Consider the following 17,972-nt stretch of genomic DNA (forward strand, 5'->3'; position numbering starts at 1 on the left):
CTAGTTCATGTATGGGCTAGAACCATTTAATTTATCAAGTTTACAATGAGACAAGTAATACATATAATTATTCTGCATAACGAAGAGAATTATTTGGATTATTTGTTTTAATTTGTAACTTAATATAAGGAGGGAATTAATGTGAAAGTAGTTATTCTAGCAGGAGGAAGAGGTACTAGAATAAGTGAAGAATCGCATTTGAAACCGAAACCAATGATTGAAATCGGTAACAAGCCGATATTATGGCATATTATGAAAATATATTCTTACTATGGATTTAATGAATTTATTATATGTCTTGGCTATAAAGGTTATTTTATAAAAGAGTATTTTGCTAATTATTATCGCCATATGTCAGAAGCTACAACATACGATTTTACCAGTCCTATTCCTGTAGAAACCCATAAAAATTCTGTGGAACCGTGGAAAGTAACTTTAGTAGAGACAGGACTGCATACTTTGACTGGAAGTAGAATTAAAAGGGTACAGCCTTATATAGGAAACGAACCATTTATGCTTACTTATGGAGATGGATTGTCAAATATAAATATTAAAGAGTTAGTAGATGCTCATAGAAAAAGTGAGAAACTTGCTACTATTTCAGCTGTTCAGCCAGACGGACGCTTTGGGAGCCTAGAACTGTTAGGACAGACAGTGACAGGTTTTAAAGAAAAAGTCAAAGGTGATGGGAGTTGGATAAATGGTGGCTTCATGGTATTTGAGCCGCAAATATTTGACTATATCAATAGTTATGATACTACCGTACTTGAACAGGAACCATTGCAAAATCTGGCATTAGATGGGCAATTAAATGCATATCAACATCATGGTTTCTGGCAACCAATGGACACTATTCGTGAAAAAATCATACTGGATGAAATGTGGTCTGAACAAAAGGCTCCATGGAAAACTTGGGATAATTAAAAGATTATTTATTCGAATTTAAGTGCCAAGGAGGTATTATGTTTGAGTTAAGTTTATCAGTTGAAGATTTTAAATTATATGTACTACGTCAATTAAATCATTTTTTCCCAGATAATAAGTTTCCTAAAAATGAGGAGAAGCTTCATAAATCTTTCTTAAATGCATTGGATCGTACAGAGTATTGTTTTAAACATGTTGCTTTGAAATCGTATCATCATGATAACAAAACATTTCTTTCACATACACATTCAGATCAATATACATTATTTCTTTGGTTTTTTTCAAATTCATTATGGAAAGAATACGAGGATTCAGAATTAGCATCAAAAGTTTTCTATCTAAATAAAATGCTAAATGGTTTGACTTGTATGTATGATGCAGAAATGCCGGAAATTTTCCTGGTGATCCACGGAGGTGGAATAGTTTTAGGGAAAGCATCATATAGTAACTTTTTTGTTTGTTACCAAGGATGTACTGTAGGAGCTATTAATGGTATTTACCCTATATTGGGAAAAGGAGTAGCTATGGCTCCACAATCTTCTATAATTGGAAATTGTAGAGTGGGGAATCTTGTGACAATTGGTAACCAAGCACTTTTAAGAAACTCTAATTTGGAAGATGGATCTATTTGCTATAGAGATTCAGAGACTGGCTCTCAAAAAATAGTGAGTTCGAAAAAAGAAGTATGGGCCCAATCATTCTTTAATACATCAATTTGTTGAACTGAGGGATTCATATGAAAAAAAAAACGATTTTAATAAGTGGAGCTGATGGATATATTGCACTCCATACTACTGAACAGTTGAAAAAAAATGGATATAAAGTTATAAGAGCTACCAGAAATAAAAATGGTGACTTAAACATGGATTTTTCAGATCCAAAGAAAATAGCTGAGTTAAGAATATCTGGTGTAGATACTATGATTCATACTGTAACACCAAATGAATTGCTATATAAAACGGATCCTTATTTTGCTATTTCGGAAAATGCTGTTGGAATACATGCTGCGTTAGATTTTTGTGTGAATAATCATATAAGAGACTTTATTTACATTTCCAGTTTTCATGTATTCGGTAACAAAGAAGGATTTCTTAATGAACATACAGAAGGATTTCCGATAAATGATTATGGGTTATCTCATCATAATGCAGAACAAACTGTTAAAATGTTTGACAATTCTAATAAAGTGAATTCTTGGATACTTAGACCGTCTAATTTATTTGGCATACCTTACGATATTGAAAAATTTAAAAGATGGAACTTAATTCCATTCTCTTTCTGTTTAGAGGCTATACAACATAATAAAATTACATTATTAACTTCAGGTAGCCAATATCGCAATTTTGTGGGGGTATCAGATGTATGTAATAAGATACAATGGATATTGGAAAACAGACCTAAAGAACGTATTATGCATGCTTATGGAAATGAAACTATAAGCGTTTTTCAGTACGCTTCTTTAGTAAAGAAAATAGCATGGGAGCATTTTTCTATACCGGTAGAGATTATTAAACCGGAAGGCAATGAATTGATAAGACAATTTGAATTTTGCAGTATTTTTAACAAATCTGAATTGCAGCCTGTTATGGAATTAGAGAATTTCATAAAAGATTTATTGACAATTCTAATTAATAGATCATTGAAGGAGTGAATTAATGTATGAACTGTTGCGTTTGCAATAGTATTACTTCTCATTTAGAAGATTATAAAGCAGCCCCCCATGACTTAATGAGTGGTTATAATGCTACAAGTTTATCTTTGCATGACATTGAAATTTATCACTGTATGTTTTGCGGACACACTCAGATTCCAATGTATGTAAGTGATGAATATTACGATAATTATTCAATGGGCTCATTTTGGGGTGCTAGTTTTAAAAATGTTCGTGTAAAGCAAGTCGAACAGCTAGCTTCTATAACTTCTGCTAATAATTTATTGGATATTGGATGTGGAGTAGGGCATTATTTAGAATTAGCTCAAGAACATTTTAAAAACGTATATGGAGTAGAACCATCGAAGACTGCTGTAGAAGTTGCTCGACAGAAGGGTTTTACAGTGGTAAATGATTACTTTCATGGAGAATTGAAATTCAATTTATCATTTGATGCCATTACTATAATTGAAGTTTTGGAACATCTTGAGAATCCAGTGGAACTATTTAAACAAGCTGCGACACTACTCAGTGATAACGGAGTGCTGTTAGTAGAAGTACCTAATGGACAACGCATATATGAGAACAAACTGTATAATAATTTGTGTACTGATCATATACAGTATTTTTCAATATTAAGTCTTTCTATTATGGCTTATCAAGCTGGATTGACAATTATATGTGTTCAGGAAGCAGAAAATCCTAACCTGCTAGAGCTATACGCGCGAAAGATTTCTAATCCTAAAGCTAAAACTTTCAGTGAGAAAAGGGAGAATGAGCTCAATACGCTTCTTGCCAAGCTAGGTTCCCATTCGAAGATAGCAGGATGGGGAGCAGGTGCAGAATCAGCCTGCTTTTTAACTATGCTTGAAAACAAGGTCGATATCGAATGTATATTTGATAGTGATCAAGCAAAGCATAACCACCATATAATGAATATTCCGATTATTAACCCTACTAAAGAAATAGTGAAATCATATGACCATATTATTCTATTTGCCAATTCGCACAAGCTTCAGATCAAAAAGCAGCTTAAACAATTAGGCTATACAGGAAAACTAATTACTTTTGAAGAATGAAAGTTTAATTATGAAGATCAAAAATAAAAATTAGAAGAGGAAATCAAAATGATAATTGAACCTATTTCTTTAAAAGATGCATTCATTATTAAACAAGAACCTATTGAAGATGAGCGAGGTTATTTTGCCAGAACTTTTTGCAAAAAAACTTTAAAAGAATACGGTGTCGAATTTGAAATGCTTCAAACTAATATGGCATTTAATCGATATTCAAAAACACTTCGAGGCATGCATTTTCAAAAGCCCCCATTTAGTGAAGAAAAAATTGTATCTTGTTTTCAGGGATCAATTTATGACGTGATCATAGACATTAGGCTAGAAAGTGCAACATTTGGTAAATGGTTTGGAACTGTTTTATCTGCAGACAATAAATTATCGCTTTACGTACCGAAAGGATTTGCTCACGGTTATCAGACATTAGAGGACAATAGTTCTATTAATTATATGGTAAGTGAATACTACACGCCTGCTTATGAATCAGGAGTTCGCTGGAATGATAGCTTTTTCGATATACAATGGCCTATTACAGACGGATTACTTATATCTGATAAAGATAAAAAATGGGGTGACTTTAGAGCGAATATTAATGGGATAAGTTTATTATAAAGGAGCCGTTTAATGAATAATTACACTTCTATAGAATTAATGGATAGTCTAAAAGTTGGTCGTGAAGGAATTATGTATTTAGAAAGCTGTATTAATAAAGGTGAAATCAATCTCTCGGATTTAAGTTTATTAGATGATTTAACAGATCTATTGGATCTAATTGAAAACGTAGTTGAGAAAGTTACAAAACCTCAAAGAGTAAAAGAGATAAACAGTAATATTAAGTTTTATATTGAAAGTCTTAAAAATAGTGTTGTCATTGAAGATGTAGAATCATTTTTATACAATTTCCGTTTTCATTTTAAATCCTTATATAGAATTTTAGAATATGAAGTTGCATATATTCTAGAAAATGATATCGACAAATACCAATATCCTGAGCTTTATCCTGATATTAATACGATTGATCATAATATTATTATGGAAAAGGGAAATGAATCACGCTTTAAAGTTAGTATAGTTCTTCTGGCTTATAATAATATTAATTATACACGTGATTGTGTAGAAAGCATCATAAAACATACAAACAATATTGATTACGAGCTTATTTTAGTGGACAATGGTTCCACTGATGGCACAAAGGAATATTTCGAAAGTATACCTAATGCAAAAGTAATACATTTAAAATACAATATTCATTTGGTCAAAGGATTTAACATAGGTTTAATGGCTGCAGAAGGCAAATATTCTGCAGCAGTATGTAACGATTTTATATTTACGCCTAACTGGTTGTACAATCTTATATTATGTATTGAATCAGATCCAACGATAGGATTTGTCTCACCAGGTGCCACTTCAATTTCCAACATGCAGCAAATTGATATTCCATTTAATTCTAAAGAAGAATTTGAAAAGGAAGCAGAAAGATATAATGTCAGCAATTCTCGTAAGTGGGAAGAACGAGTAGTTTTATTACCCAATGTATTATGTTGCCCTACCGCTTTATTAGATTCGATTGGTTATTATGATACTCGTTTCTATAGAGGAGAATTTTTAGATGATGATATTAGCTTTAGAATCAGACGAGCAGGGTACAAGTTAATTTACTGTGGGGATACTATTACTCATCATTATGGGAGTTTAACCACTTCCATTGATCATCAAAGTAACTCTTTAGAAGAAGGAAGAAAAACCTTTTATGAAAAGTATGGTTTGGATGCTTGGGTAGATGCACGTATGAATCGTGCATATCTTCAGATTCAGTTTGATAAATTATCTGATGCTAAATCAATACTAGGAATCGATACAAAGTGTGGAGCAACATTACTTCAGATTAAAAATTATATTTGGTCTGCACATGGTATAACTCCTAAGGTATTTAGTGCCACTACAGATCAGAAGTATTTAGCCGATTTGAAAACTTTTGCAGCAAGCAGTGTTACATTTGATTATTTTGGCCAGCTATCAAGTAAAATTGAAAATAAAATGGATTTAATATATATTGATCGGCCACTCAATTTTTATGATGATGACTTGGAAACTATACTTACTGTCTGCGCTCAACTTCTTAAGAATGATGGTAAAGTTGTATGCATGATTAAGAATATGATTAGTATTGAATCGATTTATAGTATGTTAGGTTCTGCAAATGATAATCACAATGCCAAATTATATATTTCTGATGTGTTTTGTTCGCAAGCTAATATGCTAGGATATAATATAGATTTTATTACAAATATTTCCTTTGAAAAGGACAGAAGCACTGAAACGAAAATTTCTGAATTAGCTCATATATTAGCTGAAGGAAATGTGCGCGAGTCTCAGTATGTAAGATCAAAAATAAGCTCTGAATTTACTATATACCAAATGACTTATCACAATAGTAAGTTATAAATCTATTTCTTATAGTAAACACTATTAAGTTAGGAGGGCTTAAATCTAATGACAAAAAATAAAGTGAACGAATTATTTTGGAAAGATAAAAATGTTTTTTTAACAGGCCATACAGGTTTTAAAGGAAGTTGGCTCAGTCTATGGCTTCATAAGCTGGGTGCAAATGTTACTGGATATTCGCTTCCTGCGCCTACCTCACCATCATTATTTGAAGTAGCCAGAGTAGAAGAAGTATTAACCAATTCAATTATTGGAGATATTAATAATTATAAACTTTTATGTGAATCCATGAGAAATGCGAATCCAGAAATAGTAATTCATATGGCAGCTCAACCGTTAGTGCGAAGATCTTATAACGATCCTATCGAGACATATCAAACAAATGTCATGGGTACAGTGCATATTATGGAAGCAGCACGGGCATGTAGTTCTATACAGGCTATTTTAAATGTTACTACAGATAAATGTTATGAAAATAAAGAATGGGAATGGGGATATAGAGAGTATGAACCATTAGGAGGTCATGATCCTTATTCTAGTAGTAAAGCATGTTCAGAATTGGTGACTGCAGCATATCGGGACTCTTTTTTAAAGACATTGAATATTAATGTTGCAACAGCAAGAGCGGGCAATGTAATTGGTGGAGGAGATTGGGCTGAAGATCGTTTAATTCCTGATTTGCTTAAATACTTAATAAATCAGGAACAAGTTCAAATAAGAAACCCTTCTGCTATTAGACCATGGCAGCATGTATTAGAGCCTTTAAAAGGATACTTGTTGCTATGTGAGAATCTCGTTTTAAAAGGAAAAGAATATGCTCAGGCATGGAACTTCGGACCTTTGGATAGTGAAATGAAAACTGTTCAATCAATTGTTGAGCATATGTTAGAAAAATGGCCTAATAAAACTTCTGGATATGTTGTAACAAAGCAAGATGAGAAAACAGAAGCTACTATATTAAAATTAGACTCTGCAAAAGCAGCTAATAATCTTGGTTGGAAACCTTATTGGTCATTAGATACTACTTTAAATTCTATTATTCAATGGACGCTTTATTATGAAGATGGAAAAGATATGCGAGAAGTATGTAGAGAGCAAATTTCGCAATATGAAAATTGAATATAATATTGAAAAGAAATCACGATAACCTTATATTTTAAACTAATTTTAGTGTTTTATTTATAGTAAATAAAATTATTTAGCGAAAGGTTTTATTGTAATATAATTACAATAAAACCTTTTCTCTTCCAATTGACATTTTCCAACCAGAGATGGTATATTCAGAAATGTAAGCGAGATCTTACTTTATTTGATAACGAAGGGAATGTTATTGCATGCAAGGTAAAGTAAAATGGTTTAACGCAGAAAAAGGTTACGGCTTCATCGAGACAGACGAAGGCGGAGACGTATTTGTACACTTTTCCGCAATCCAGTCCGAAGGTTTTAAGACGCTTGAAGAAGGCCAATCCGTAGAATTCGACATCGTCGAAGGCGCGCGTGGACCTCAAGCAGCTAACGTTATCAAATTATAATCATCCCCTGGCACATGCCGACCTTACATAGGTAATTCCGATGGTTACATTTGAACAATTAGCTAAGACTCCGGTACATTCCGGGGTCTTTTTCTGTATATACTTCTTTAACTATTCGTGACGTCATAAATGCTGCAGATCAAGCAAAAATCTGCAGCCTATACCCGTTTTGGAGCGTATTCAATCTATGGGAAACAGGTTAAAAAGAAAGCAGAACCATCTATACCGACTGCCAATTTCCCTACAATATATGTACTCTGATGGATAGTTATAGACCTTCAATTGCATACATCATATCCATCTCATCGCAATAACGTTCTGGCTTGTAACGAGCTTAAGTAGACGCTGTAGCAGTCGGTCACTAATTTGTTATAAATTGCAGCTTCTTTCCTTTAACGCTCCTTTTACTTGCCGCTAACATCTATGTTATAATTCCCTAAAGGAGGAATGCTCTATGAATTTTGCTATTCGAGGTCAGCACTTTGAAGTCACAGATGCTATTAAAGATTATGTGGACAAAAAGCTCAACAGACTTGAAAGATATTTCGATTCACCTCCCGTATCCGACGGTATGGTTACACTGAGCTCCAATCGCGGACGCTTTACCGTTGAGGTTACGATTCCTCTCCCCGGTCTGCTGTTACGTGCGGAGGATCGCAGTGAAGATATGTACGCTTCCATCGACTCGGTTGTCGACAAGCTGGAACGTCAGATCCGCAAGCACAAAACCAAGCTAAACCGGAAATTCCGTCAAAATGACGAAAATCTGAAAGCGTTCTTCGTAGAAGATCCAACTGCTGCTGCTCTGGCAGTAGACGAAGATGCAGACGTGGAAGTGGAAAGCGATGAGTTCGAAATCGTCCGTAACAAACGCTTCCTCCTGAAGCCGATGGACGTTGAAGAAGCGATTCTGCAAATGAATCTGATCGGGCATACGTTCTTCGTATTCTCGAACATTAACAGTCAGCAGGTCAACGTAGTCTATCGTCGTGACGATGGCAAATACGGCCTGATTGAACAAGAATAATATAAGCCTATGTAATGGAGCCTCGTCCAACTGGACGGGGCTTTTTGAATTCCCGATAATATCTGCTTGCCGCAAAATGAAACATGGCAGGAAAGCCCTGAAAAAAGTGCAATCCGGCGTAAAGTGGAGTATACTATATAGAGTGCAAAAAGCTGACGAATCCTGTCCGATGCCTTGCAGTCCCACGGCTCGGCAAGCTGGTGAAATCAAGGGATTTCGTTGAATGCTGGCTTTCACTGCACGCACACATAATGAAACATTTCTGCTTTTTATACGTATAAGTATACGCACTAGCATTTACAGTAATGAATATCATATGGATATCGTCAGGCGCGGGATATATTTATCCTGGGCCCTATTGAAATTTAGTGTGTTAAGCGTTTGTTATTTAAAACGCGATGTTTAATGAAAAGTGATTTTTGCATAGCAAAATATCTTACTGCTTAAGCGTTTGGCAACTGAAACGCGATGTTCGATAAAAAGTGATTTTTGCACAGCAAAATATCTTACACTCAGCGCCAGAAATTTTGGGCGCAATTTCCAATAAAATAGTCCATACAAAGCAAAATATTCCGCTTCAGCATTATATGATTTTGCTTCCGGAAATAGCTGATTTGTTGCGGCTTTTACCTGAAACTGGTACAATTTATTGCAACTGAGGTTATTGAATAATCCCCCGGAAGCGTCGTGTAATTTCCATTTATTCAATAATCCATCTCTGTTTAGCGCGAAAGGGGTTAACCATGCTAGGTATCGTTAAGAAAATCTTTGGTGACACAAATGAACGTGATGTTAAACGGATCATGAAGACGGTTGACATCATCAACAATATGGAAAAGGAATTTGAAGCACTTTCCCATGAGGAACTGCAAGGGAAAACAGCAGAATTCCGCGAACGTCTGGAAAAAGGTGAAACGCTTGAACAGCTGCTTCCTGAAGCTTTCGCTACTGTGCGTGAAGCTGCGAAACGTCAGCTGAACATGCGTCATTTTGACGTACAGTTGATCGGTGGTATTGCTCTTCATGAAGGCAAGATTGCCGAGATGAGAACAGGTGAAGGTAAAACGCTGGTAGGTACATTGCCAGTCTACCTGAACGCACTTGAAGGCAAAGGTGCTCATGTCGTTACAGTCAATGACTATCTGGCCAAACGGGACAGCCTGCAAATGGGCCGTATCTACAACTATCTGGGTATGGAAGTTGGCGTTAACCTGAGCGGTATGAAGCATGAAGAGAAACAAGCGGCTTATGCCTGCGATATCACCTACGGTACGAACAATGAATTCGGATTTGACTATCTGCGTGACAACATGGTGCTTTACAAAGAACAGATGGTACAGCGTCCACTGCAATTCTGTATCATTGATGAAGTCGATTCCATTCTGATCGACGAAGCCCGTACACCATTGATCATCTCCGGTCAGGCACAGAAATCGACAGAACTGTATTTTGCAGCGGATCGTTTCGTGAAGAGCCTCAAAGCCGAAGATGACTACACAGTAGATATCAAAGTAAAATCCGTAGCACTGACTGAAGCGGGTGTTGAAAAAGCCGAGAACTTCTTTGGTGTGGAAAACCTGTATGATAACAGCAATGTAACAGTTAACCACCATGTCGTGCAGGCGCTCAAAGCCAATGCCATTATGCACCGTGACGTGGATTATGTCGTAGCTGACGGTGAAGTTCTGATCGTCGATGAATTCACCGGTCGTCTGATGGCTGGTCGTCGCTATAGCGATGGTCTGCATCAAGCGATTGAAGCCAAAGAAAACCTCGATGTGCAAAACGAAAGCATGACGCTGGCAACGATTACGTTCCAGAACTACTTCCGTATGTACAAAAAACTGGCAGGTATGACGGGTACCGCCAAAACCGAGGAAGAAGAGTTCAAAAAAATCTATGGTCTGGAAGTACTGCAGGTTCCTACTAACCGTGTTAACCAGCGTAAAGATGCTCCAGACGTTGTATACAAGAGCGTACAAAGCAAATTCCGTGCAGTAGTTGACGAAATCGTAATTCGCCACGAGAAGAATCAGCCGGTACTGGTTGGTACAGTCTCTATCGAGAACTCGGAACTGCTGTCCGAAATGCTGAAACGCAAAGGCATCAAGCACCAGGTACTGAATGCGAAATACCATGCGGAAGAAGCGGAAATCATTTCTCGTGCCGGTCAGCCGGGTACGGTAACGATCGCTACCAACATGGCAGGACGCGGTACGGATATTATCCTGGGTGAAGGCGTTGCGGAAGTAGGCGGTCTGCACATCATTGGTACAGAACGTCACGAATCCCGCCGGATCGATAACCAGCTGCGTGGTCGTGCCGGTCGTCAGGGTGATCCGGGTTCTACCCAGTTTTATCTGTCTCTGGGTGATGAGCTGATGAAGCGTTTTGGTGCGGATAATGTTATGAACATGATGGAAAAACTGGGCTTTGAAGAAGACCAGCCAATCGAGAGCCGTATGATTACACGTGCCGTGGAATCTGCACAGCGCCGCGTCGAAGGCAGTAACTTTGATATGCGTAAAATCGTCCTGCAGTATGATGATGTTATGAACAAACAGCGTGAGATCATCTACAAGCAGCGTCGTGAGGTTCTGGAATCGGATAATATCCGTGAGGTTGTTCTGCAGATGATCAAGCCTTGTATCGAGCGCGTGGTTGAGGTTCACTGTAACGATGATATTCCAGAGAACTGGGAACTTCAGGAAGTGGCTGATTATGTAAACAATAACTTCTTGCTCGAAAATGCAATCAGTGAATCCGAGCTGCATGAGCAGGAAAAAGAAGAGATGGTTAACTACCTCTTCGAACGTGTAGAACTGCGTTATCTGCAGCGTGAAAAAGAAATTGGCGAAGAAACGATCCGTGAATTCGAGAAAGTGGTTGTTCTGCGCGCGGTTGACCGTAAGTGGATGGACCATATCGATGCGATGGAACAGCTTCGCCAGGGTATCCATCTTCGTGCATATGGCGGTACCGATCCGCTGCGTGAATACCAGTTTGAAGGATTTGAAATGTTCAATCAAATGGTGGCCGATATTCAGGAAGAAGTTGCCGGCTATGTGATGAGAGCGCAAATCCAGACGCAGCAGGAACGTCAGGCTGTTGTAGATACAAGCCAAGTCAGCACGAATAGCTCGGAATCGGCAGAAAAGCGTCCTTCTCGTGAAGAACGTCGCCGTAGACGTAAATAATTCAGGTGATCGAACCAGGCTGTACAAGATACCGAAAGACACTCACCATTATCGTGGGTGTCTTTTCTCGGATAAAGGAATCGTATACTAACGAAGAGGTGAATGTTCATGATCGAACCGAATGTAAAGCATGATCTGCGTGAAATGGCTCAAAAATTATCCAACCTTAGGGGGTCTCTTTGACTTAGATCTCAAAAACGAAATGATCGAAAACTTTGAAGTGAAAATGTCAGCTCCGGACTTCTGGGATGACAATGAATCGGCTCAGGCGGTCATTGCAGAGATGAATGCAGTCAAAGGATCGGTAGACCAGTATAACAAACTGCAGCAGGAATATGATGATATCAGTCTGATGGTTGAATTGGCAGACGAAGAGAATGACGAAGATCTGGCGAAAGAAGTAACTTCCGGCGTACAGGCTCTGGTCAAAAAACTGGAAGAGTTCGAACTGCAGCTTCTGCTCAATGAACCGTACGACAAGCTTAATGCGATCCTGGAGCTTCATCCGGGTGCAGGCGGTACAGAGTCACAGGACTGGGGTTCCATGCTGCTGCGCATGTATACACGCTGGGCGGAGAAGAGTGGATTCAAGGTAGAGGTCATGGATTATCTGCCAGGTGATGAAGCGGGAATCAAGAGCGTGACGTTGCTGATCAAGGGCTATAATGCCTACGGTTATCTGAAAGCAGAAAAAGGAGTACACCGTTTGGTGCGTATTTCTCCATTTGATTCTTCAGGCCGCCGTCATACGTCATTCGTATCCTGTGATGTGGTACCGGAGATTACGAACGATACCGAGATCGAGATACGTACGGAAGATCTCAAAGTAGATACGTACCGTGCCAGCGGCGCCGGTGGTCAGCATATTAATACGACCGACTCTGCTGTCCGGATTACGCATTTACCATCCGGCGTTGTTGTGAGTTGTCAGACCGAACGTTCCCAGATCAAAAACCGTGAGCGTGCGATGACGATGCTGCGTTCCAAGTTGTATGAGCGCAAAATCGAGGAAGAACGCAAGCAGCTGGATGAAATCCGCGGTGAGCAATCCGAGATTGCCTGGGGTAGCCAGATTCGTTCGTATGTGTTCCACCCGTACAGCATGGTCAAAGACCATCGTACCCAGGTAGAGACCGGGAATATCGGAGCTGTGATGGACGGAGATCTGGATCCATTTATCGATGGATATCTTCGCAGCCAGCTGAAAATTGAAGTCGATCAGTAAAAGGATAAATATAGTGCAAATGGATTGATGATCAAAAGCGACCTTCATTTTTGTAGATGAAGGTCGCTTTTTTTAGTTTGCATAATATGCGGATGGACAGCATAATAAGGCAGTTATACAGTTATACAGTTATACAGTTATACAGTTATACAGTTATACAGTTATACAGTTATACAGGGAGGGACTAATTACAATATAGTTGCGTGACTACTCAGTTATTCAGCCTAAGATTGCGTAGCTGCGTTGGCCCGCTCCCGGATTAAAGTATCACCTATTTGCCGTATGTTCTTTCAGAAATAAGTAATATGCACTAAAATAAAACACGCGACAGGTATGTGTCTTCAATAGGAAGAGGCGATCTGTAAGGGTTGTTCGGCAACTGATGCAAATTTTATGGGGTATAGGTGAATGAATATATGATGACAACATCTTCTCAGTCCAATGCACGCAGGCGGAAGCCGCCAATGATTCCACTGACAGGACCGCTGCGTAATAGCTGGGATGCGGCACTGATCGTAATTGGAGCATGTATCATGGCACTGGCATTTAATCTGTTTTTGCTGCCTAATCATATTGCTTCCGGCGGAGTAGCAGGGATCTCGATTATTGCTTCGGAGGTTATGGGGATTGAACCGGCGTATACACAGTGGGTCTTTAATATTCCACTGTTTGTGGCAGGGTATCTGCTGCTGGGGCATCAGGCGAGCATCCGGTCATTGCTGGGTACCATTGTACTGCCAATGTTTATTTATTTGACGCGCGATTTGCCAGCGCCTACCACCAATCCACTGCTGGGTGCACTGTATGGCGGGATCGGTGTGGGTATTGGTCTGGGAATTGTATTCCGCGGCCGGGGATCGACAGGCGGAATGGCGATTCTGGCGCAGATTATACACAAACTGACCGGATTTAGCATGTCTTTCTGTGTCATTTTGACAGATGGTACAGTTATTCTGCTGGCAGGCCTGCTGCTCAAGCCGGAACAGGCACTGTATGCGCTGATCGGTCTATTTGTAACGAGTAAAATGATTGATGCGGTGGAGCTGGGATTCAGTAACTCCAAAGTGGCTTATATCATCTCTGATGAGATTGAACCGATGCGTCTGGCGATTCTGAATGACCTGGATCGTGGACTCACCAAGCTGAACGCTCAGGGTGGATATACAGGCGACGACCGGACGGTATTCATGGTTGTTGTCGGGCAAAATGAAGCCAGTCGATTGAAAACTATTGTGCGAGCGGTTGATCCGGATGCGTTTGTCATTATTAGCAATGCGCATGAAGTACTGGGTAAAGGATTCAAGTTGCCTGGATGATCCTGCACAATATGTGGTGACCATCCAATGGCAGACAAGAGTAAATGGTTCAAAAGAGCAGGATGTACAGTACAGGTTACAATGAACAGGACAAATGAAATTCAGGCTGAAAAGCAGTTATTTCAACGAAATACAAATAAAGATTCCATCATTGTGACAGCGATGCAATATTGTTAGCTGTTGGAATGAAATAAAAGCGTACAGACCGGTCATGAATAATCGGTTTGTACGCTTTTTTAATATATTTCTTGCAGAATAAGTAAAGTGAAAGAATCAACCATCGTTATATACATCATAGGATGAATATAAGATTTACATGACACAAAATTTTTGGATAACAGACTGCTATATTTAACCGAGCCGAATAGAATCGATCTGCGAGTTATGATGTTCTCTGGCAGGGATAAATGATATCTGGATCTTGTGATCATTGAGATGAACAGAAAGCTCATAATTGCCGGGAGGCAGCGTGATAATTTGTCCGGATACAACAGTCGGATCATCCGGCTGCAAATCTCCTCCAGTGATATCTTCCCCGGCGCCGATAAATATTTGCCCGGATGGAACATGTAGATGACAGCGCACCTGGGTATCCGTCAGTTGCTGAACAAGCTGAACGTCATAAGTACCATCTACAGGTAGATGACATACAACTATATTTCCCTGATTTAGTTCGGCGAGTTCGTCTTCTGGAATTGTCCACCAGTCGGGCGTATCCGTGATCCGGTGATGAATCGCCTGCATATCGAATATTGCCAGAGCTGCTGTATCAGTTGAAAAAGAAAAAGAGGTATTTGTATCCGGTCTTTCGAATGTATTCATAAGGAACTCCTTCCACGATATGGATTAGATAATAATCAGGATCGAAATGAATTAGATAACGGTATGAATCGAATAAGCACATGAATATAAAGTGTTGATGAGCGACAGACGAAATGTAAAAAGTATTCGACTGATGTTGAAACGATGAATAAAGCAGAGTTACCTTTGACCCAAAGAATAATGTTCTACATGGGTAATAACGAGCGACCTAAAGTATGAAGGTAACATAATCTGTATAGTACTTATGCTATTTTATCTGTTTGTGGTAATTGTATGCAACGACGGTTGTATTTATATTACATCGGATGTATAATAATACACATCTTATATTCGGGAATGCAAAGACGGACAGGGGGAAATGAGCGTGAATCCAGTTAAAACAAGAGTAGCTATCGTAGGTTCCACTGGCTATGGCGGAGTGGAACTGATTCGTTTTTTGCATCAACATCCGGAAGTGGAGATCACTTCGGTCATATCGGCTTCGAGCAGCGGCAAGCCGATGTCAGATCAGTTTCCTCATTTGATCGGTGTCATGGATATGGACCTGGACGGTGTAGATGCAGCGGAGACTGCACAAAAGGCAGATATCGTATTCCTGGCTACACCATCGGGCGTCAGCAGCAAGCTGGTTCCCCAGTATCTGGAGGCGGGACTGAAAGTCATCGACCTGTCCGGTGATTATCGGATCAAGGACAGCAGCACCTACGAAGAGTGGTACAAGCATGATGCGCCGGATGCGGCCTCCCTGGAGGAAGCAGTATATGGGCTGTGCGAGCTCAAAGGCAATGATGTACACGGCAAACGTCTAATCTCCAATCCAGGTTGCTATCCGACAGCTACACTTCTGGGACTGCTGCCGGGTGTCGAAGCGGGCTGGCTGACGACGGACAGCATTATTATTGATGCCAAGTCGGGTGTGTCCGGTGCAGGACGCGGTACCAGCCTGACATCGCATTATGCGGAGATGAACGAGAATTTCAAAGCCTACAAAGTCAATAAGCATCAGCATATACCCGAGATTGAACAGGTACTTGGTGCAGCAGCCGGCAAGCCGGTAACTGTTACTTTTACCACTCATCTCGTACCGATGACACGTGGCATTATGAGCACCATGTATGGATCGACATCAGGCAATCATTCCGAAGAAGAATGGATTGAGCTGTATCGTGAGTATTACCGGGATCGCCCTTTTGTACGAATCCGTAAGCAAGGGCAGTGGCCTTCGACCAAGGAAGTGGCAGGTTCCAACTACTGCGATATCGGGTTTGCACTGGATACACGTACCGGTCGGATCACGATTATTGCGGTCATTGATAACCTAGTCAAAGGAGCAGCCGGTCAGGCGATTCAGAATATGAACCGTATGATGGGCTGGGCCGAAAACACCGGATTGAATATGCTTCCGGTCTATCCGTAACGATGGAGTAAAGGTCCAATAACTTAGCATCTTACTATTTGCATATTAAATGTATAACAATATACAGCATATACAGCACCTACGGGAAAGCGAGAGGAGTTATCATGTCACAATCATTGTTTGAGCTGGTTCCAAGTGGAACGATTGTTACTCCGCAGGGATTTCAGGCGGCAGGGCTACATTGCGGTCTAAAGAAAACAGAGCGTAATGATCTGGGTGTTATTGTATGCAGCGTACCGGCAGCGGCTGCTGCGGTGTATACGACCAATCTTTTTCAGGCAGCACCACTTCAGGTCACACGGCAGAGTCTGATGAATGGAACACTGCGTGCAGTAGTCGTAAATAGTGGCAATGCCAATGCCTGTACCGGTCAGCAGGGCGAGCAGGATGCCTATACCATGCGCTCACAGACTGCAAGCCAGCTGGGACTAGCGGAAGATGATGTGGCGGTAGCTTCTACCGGAGTCATCGGTGAACTGCTGAAAATGGACTGCGTGACCTCGGGAATTACACAGCTGCCAGTGGCAATTGGTAATCAACCGGAACATGCAGAAGAGTTCTGTCAGGCGATTCTGACAACCGATCTGGTAAAAAAGGAAATCTGTGTTGCTGTACAGGTAAATGGTCGACAGGTACATATCGCAGGAGCCGCCAAAGGATCGGGCATGATTCATCCGAACATGGCAACGATGCTGGCATTTATGACAACCGATGCAGCGATCTCGGGAGAGCATCTGCAACAACTGTTGCGGACGACAACCGATCAGACATTTAACATGATTACCGTAGATGGCGATACCAGTACCAATGATATGCTGGTAGCGATGGCAAGCGGACTGGCTGGACATGAAGAACTGACTCCGGAACATCCGGATTGGGACGCTTTTGTAGCAGGATTCCGGCATGTATGCGAGCATCTGGCCAAATCGATAGCACGAGATGGCGAAGGGGCAACCAAGCTGGTGGAAGTTGTCGTGAACGGTGCTGTCAGTGATCTGTCTGCACGCGCGATTGCCAAAACCGTAATTGGGTCCAGCTTGGTGAAATCCGCCATGTTTGGAGCAGATGCCAACTGGGGACGGGTGATTGCAGCTGTCGGTCGTGCCGGGGAACCGGTGAATGTAAATACAGTCGATATTCGCCTCGGCGATATCGTAGTACTGACCGACTCCAGACCGGTACCTTTTGACGAAGAAGCGGCACTGAAGTATCTACAGGGCGATACCGTACAAATCGTTGTAGATCTGCATTATGGCGAAGGACAGGCGCTGGCATGGGGCTGTGATCTAACCTATGATTATGTCCGCATCAATGCGGCCTACCGCACTTAACCGGAACAGGAG

16 protein-coding genes are annotated in these 17,972 nt (G+C 40.4%); 14 read left to right on the plus strand and 2 right to left on the minus strand.

Annotated elements, in window-relative coordinates:
* Positions 1-141: 141 nt before the first annotated feature.
* The 9 genes from rfbF to hpf all read left to right on the plus strand — a co-directional run bounded on the left by rfbF (position 142) and on the right by hpf (position 8,652).
* Positions 142-924 carry a glucose-1-phosphate cytidylyltransferase gene (gene rfbF / locus WH46_RS17535; protein WP_046227681.1) on the plus strand — a complete coding sequence of 261 codons (783 nt, stop codon included), beginning with the start codon at positions 142-144 and terminating at the stop codon, positions 922-924.
* Positions 925-962: 38 nt separating this feature from the next.
* Entirely contained in the window at positions 963-1,646 is a 684-nt protein-coding gene (locus WH46_RS17540; RefSeq protein WP_052714280.1) for an LbetaH domain-containing protein, read from the plus strand.
* A 14-nt stretch (positions 1,647-1,660) separates the two neighbouring features.
* On the plus strand, positions 1,661-2,575 hold the full coding sequence (locus WH46_RS17545; protein ID WP_052714281.1) for an NAD-dependent epimerase/dehydratase family protein: 915 nt from the start codon (positions 1,661-1,663) through the stop codon (positions 2,573-2,575).
* A gap of 8 nt (positions 2,576-2,583) precedes the next feature.
* Positions 2,584-3,654, plus strand: coding sequence for a class I SAM-dependent methyltransferase (locus WH46_RS17550; protein WP_046227682.1), 1,071 nt, complete (start codon positions 2,584-2,586; stop codon positions 3,652-3,654).
* Positions 3,655-3,702: 48 nt separating this feature from the next.
* The gene (rfbC, locus tag WH46_RS17555) at positions 3,703-4,260 is read left to right on the plus strand and encodes a dTDP-4-dehydrorhamnose 3,5-epimerase (protein WP_046227683.1); all 558 of its coding nucleotides are present in this window, start codon (positions 3,703-3,705) and stop codon (positions 4,258-4,260) included.
* 12 nt (positions 4,261-4,272) lie between these two features.
* Entirely contained in the window at positions 4,273-6,093 is a 1,821-nt protein-coding gene (locus tag WH46_RS17560; protein ID WP_046227684.1) for a glycosyltransferase family 2 protein, read from the plus strand.
* Positions 6,094-6,141: 48 nt separating this feature from the next.
* On the plus strand, positions 6,142-7,212 hold the full coding sequence (gene rfbG / locus WH46_RS17565; RefSeq protein WP_046227685.1) for a CDP-glucose 4,6-dehydratase: 1,071 nt from the start codon (positions 6,142-6,144) through the stop codon (positions 7,210-7,212).
* Positions 7,213-7,427: 215 nt separating this feature from the next.
* The gene (locus WH46_RS17570; protein ID WP_017815470.1) at positions 7,428-7,625 is read left to right on the plus strand and encodes a cold-shock protein; all 198 of its coding nucleotides are present in this window, start codon (positions 7,428-7,430) and stop codon (positions 7,623-7,625) included.
* Between the two features lie 454 nt (positions 7,626-8,079).
* Positions 8,080-8,652, plus strand: coding sequence for a ribosome hibernation-promoting factor, HPF/YfiA family (gene hpf / locus WH46_RS17575; RefSeq protein WP_017815471.1), 573 nt, complete (start codon positions 8,080-8,082; stop codon positions 8,650-8,652).
* Between the two features lie 402 nt (positions 8,653-9,054).
* On the opposite strand, the gene WH46_RS24125 is transcribed toward hpf, so the two are convergent.
* Positions 9,055-9,360, minus strand: coding sequence for a hypothetical protein (locus tag WH46_RS24125; RefSeq protein WP_156172300.1), 306 nt, complete (start codon positions 9,358-9,360; stop codon positions 9,055-9,057).
* A gap of 35 nt (positions 9,361-9,395) precedes the next feature.
* Here WH46_RS24125 and secA point away from each other — a divergent pair, with 35 nt between their 5' ends.
* The 3 genes from secA to WH46_RS17590 all read left to right on the plus strand — a co-directional run bounded on the left by secA (position 9,396) and on the right by WH46_RS17590 (position 14,390).
* On the plus strand, positions 9,396-11,849 hold the full coding sequence (gene secA, locus WH46_RS17580; protein WP_046227686.1) for a preprotein translocase subunit SecA: 2,454 nt from the start codon (positions 9,396-9,398) through the stop codon (positions 11,847-11,849).
* A gap of 108 nt (positions 11,850-11,957) precedes the next feature.
* Positions 11,958-13,074 (plus strand): peptide chain release factor 2 gene (gene prfB, locus WH46_RS17585; RefSeq protein ID WP_156172301.1). Its coding sequence is split into 2 segments (ribosomal slippage): positions 11,958-12,029 and positions 12,031-13,074, totalling 1,116 coding nucleotides; the frame shifts between segments, so codons are not numbered across the junction.
* A 416-nt stretch (positions 13,075-13,490) separates the two neighbouring features.
* A complete protein-coding gene (locus tag WH46_RS17590; RefSeq protein ID WP_046227687.1) occupies positions 13,491-14,390 on the plus strand; it encodes a YitT family protein in 900 nt (299 codons plus the stop codon).
* Positions 14,391-14,741: 351 nt separating this feature from the next.
* On the opposite strand, the gene WH46_RS17595 is transcribed toward WH46_RS17590, so the two are convergent.
* A complete protein-coding gene (locus tag WH46_RS17595; RefSeq protein WP_046227688.1) occupies positions 14,742-15,212 on the minus strand; it encodes a DUF6386 family protein in 471 nt (156 codons plus the stop codon).
* A 358-nt stretch (positions 15,213-15,570) separates the two neighbouring features.
* Between WH46_RS17595 and argC the strand changes: the two genes are divergently transcribed.
* Both argC and argJ read left to right on the plus strand, forming a co-directional pair.
* On the plus strand, positions 15,571-16,629 hold the full coding sequence (gene argC / locus WH46_RS17600) for an N-acetyl-gamma-glutamyl-phosphate reductase (RefSeq protein ID WP_046227689.1): 1,059 nt from the start codon (positions 15,571-15,573) through the stop codon (positions 16,627-16,629).
* Between the two features lie 104 nt (positions 16,630-16,733).
* Positions 16,734-17,960, plus strand: a complete 1,227-nt coding sequence (argJ, locus tag WH46_RS17605) for a bifunctional glutamate N-acetyltransferase/amino-acid acetyltransferase ArgJ (protein ID WP_046227690.1) — start codon at positions 16,734-16,736, stop codon at positions 17,958-17,960.
* Positions 17,961-17,972: the final 12 nt, after the last annotated feature.

Origin of the sequence: Paenibacillus dauci (genome assembly GCF_000971985.1) — a bacterium.
In the GTDB taxonomy this organism is placed as follows: domain Bacteria; phylum Bacillota; class Bacilli; order Paenibacillales; family Paenibacillaceae; genus Saccharibacillus; species Saccharibacillus dauci.

What these genes read in the sequence shown, in the direction of transcription:
- WH46_RS17540 (WP_052714280.1), top strand. Translation starts at nt 963, where the DNA reads ATGTTTGAGTTAAGTTTATCAGTTGAAGATTTTAAATTATATGTACTA.
- WH46_RS17560 (WP_046227684.1), top strand. Translation starts at nt 4,273, where the DNA reads ATGAATAATTACACTTCTATAGAATTAATGGATAGTCTAAAAGTTGGT.
- WH46_RS17545 (WP_052714281.1), top strand. Translation starts at nt 1,661, where the DNA reads ATGAAAAAAAAAACGATTTTAATAAGTGGAGCTGATGGATATATTGCA.
- WH46_RS17570 (WP_017815470.1), top strand. Translation starts at nt 7,428, where the DNA reads ATGCAAGGTAAAGTAAAATGGTTTAACGCAGAAAAAGGTTACGGCTTC.
- WH46_RS17595 (WP_046227688.1), bottom strand. Translation starts at nt 15,212, where the DNA reads ATGAATACATTCGAAAGACCGGATACAAATACCTCTTTTTCTTTTTCA.
- hpf (WP_017815471.1), top strand. Translation starts at nt 8,080, where the DNA reads ATGAATTTTGCTATTCGAGGTCAGCACTTTGAAGTCACAGATGCTATT.
- argC (WP_046227689.1), top strand. Translation starts at nt 15,571, where the DNA reads ATGAGCGTGAATCCAGTTAAAACAAGAGTAGCTATCGTAGGTTCCACT.
- secA (WP_046227686.1), top strand. Translation starts at nt 9,396, where the DNA reads ATGCTAGGTATCGTTAAGAAAATCTTTGGTGACACAAATGAACGTGAT.
- WH46_RS17590 (WP_046227687.1), top strand. Translation starts at nt 13,491, where the DNA reads ATGATGACAACATCTTCTCAGTCCAATGCACGCAGGCGGAAGCCGCCA.
- WH46_RS17550 (WP_046227682.1), top strand. Translation starts at nt 2,584, where the DNA reads ATGAACTGTTGCGTTTGCAATAGTATTACTTCTCATTTAGAAGATTAT.
- argJ (WP_046227690.1), top strand. Translation starts at nt 16,734, where the DNA reads ATGTCACAATCATTGTTTGAGCTGGTTCCAAGTGGAACGATTGTTACT.
- rfbG (WP_046227685.1), top strand. Translation starts at nt 6,142, where the DNA reads ATGACAAAAAATAAAGTGAACGAATTATTTTGGAAAGATAAAAATGTT.
- rfbC (WP_046227683.1), top strand. Translation starts at nt 3,703, where the DNA reads ATGATAATTGAACCTATTTCTTTAAAAGATGCATTCATTATTAAACAA.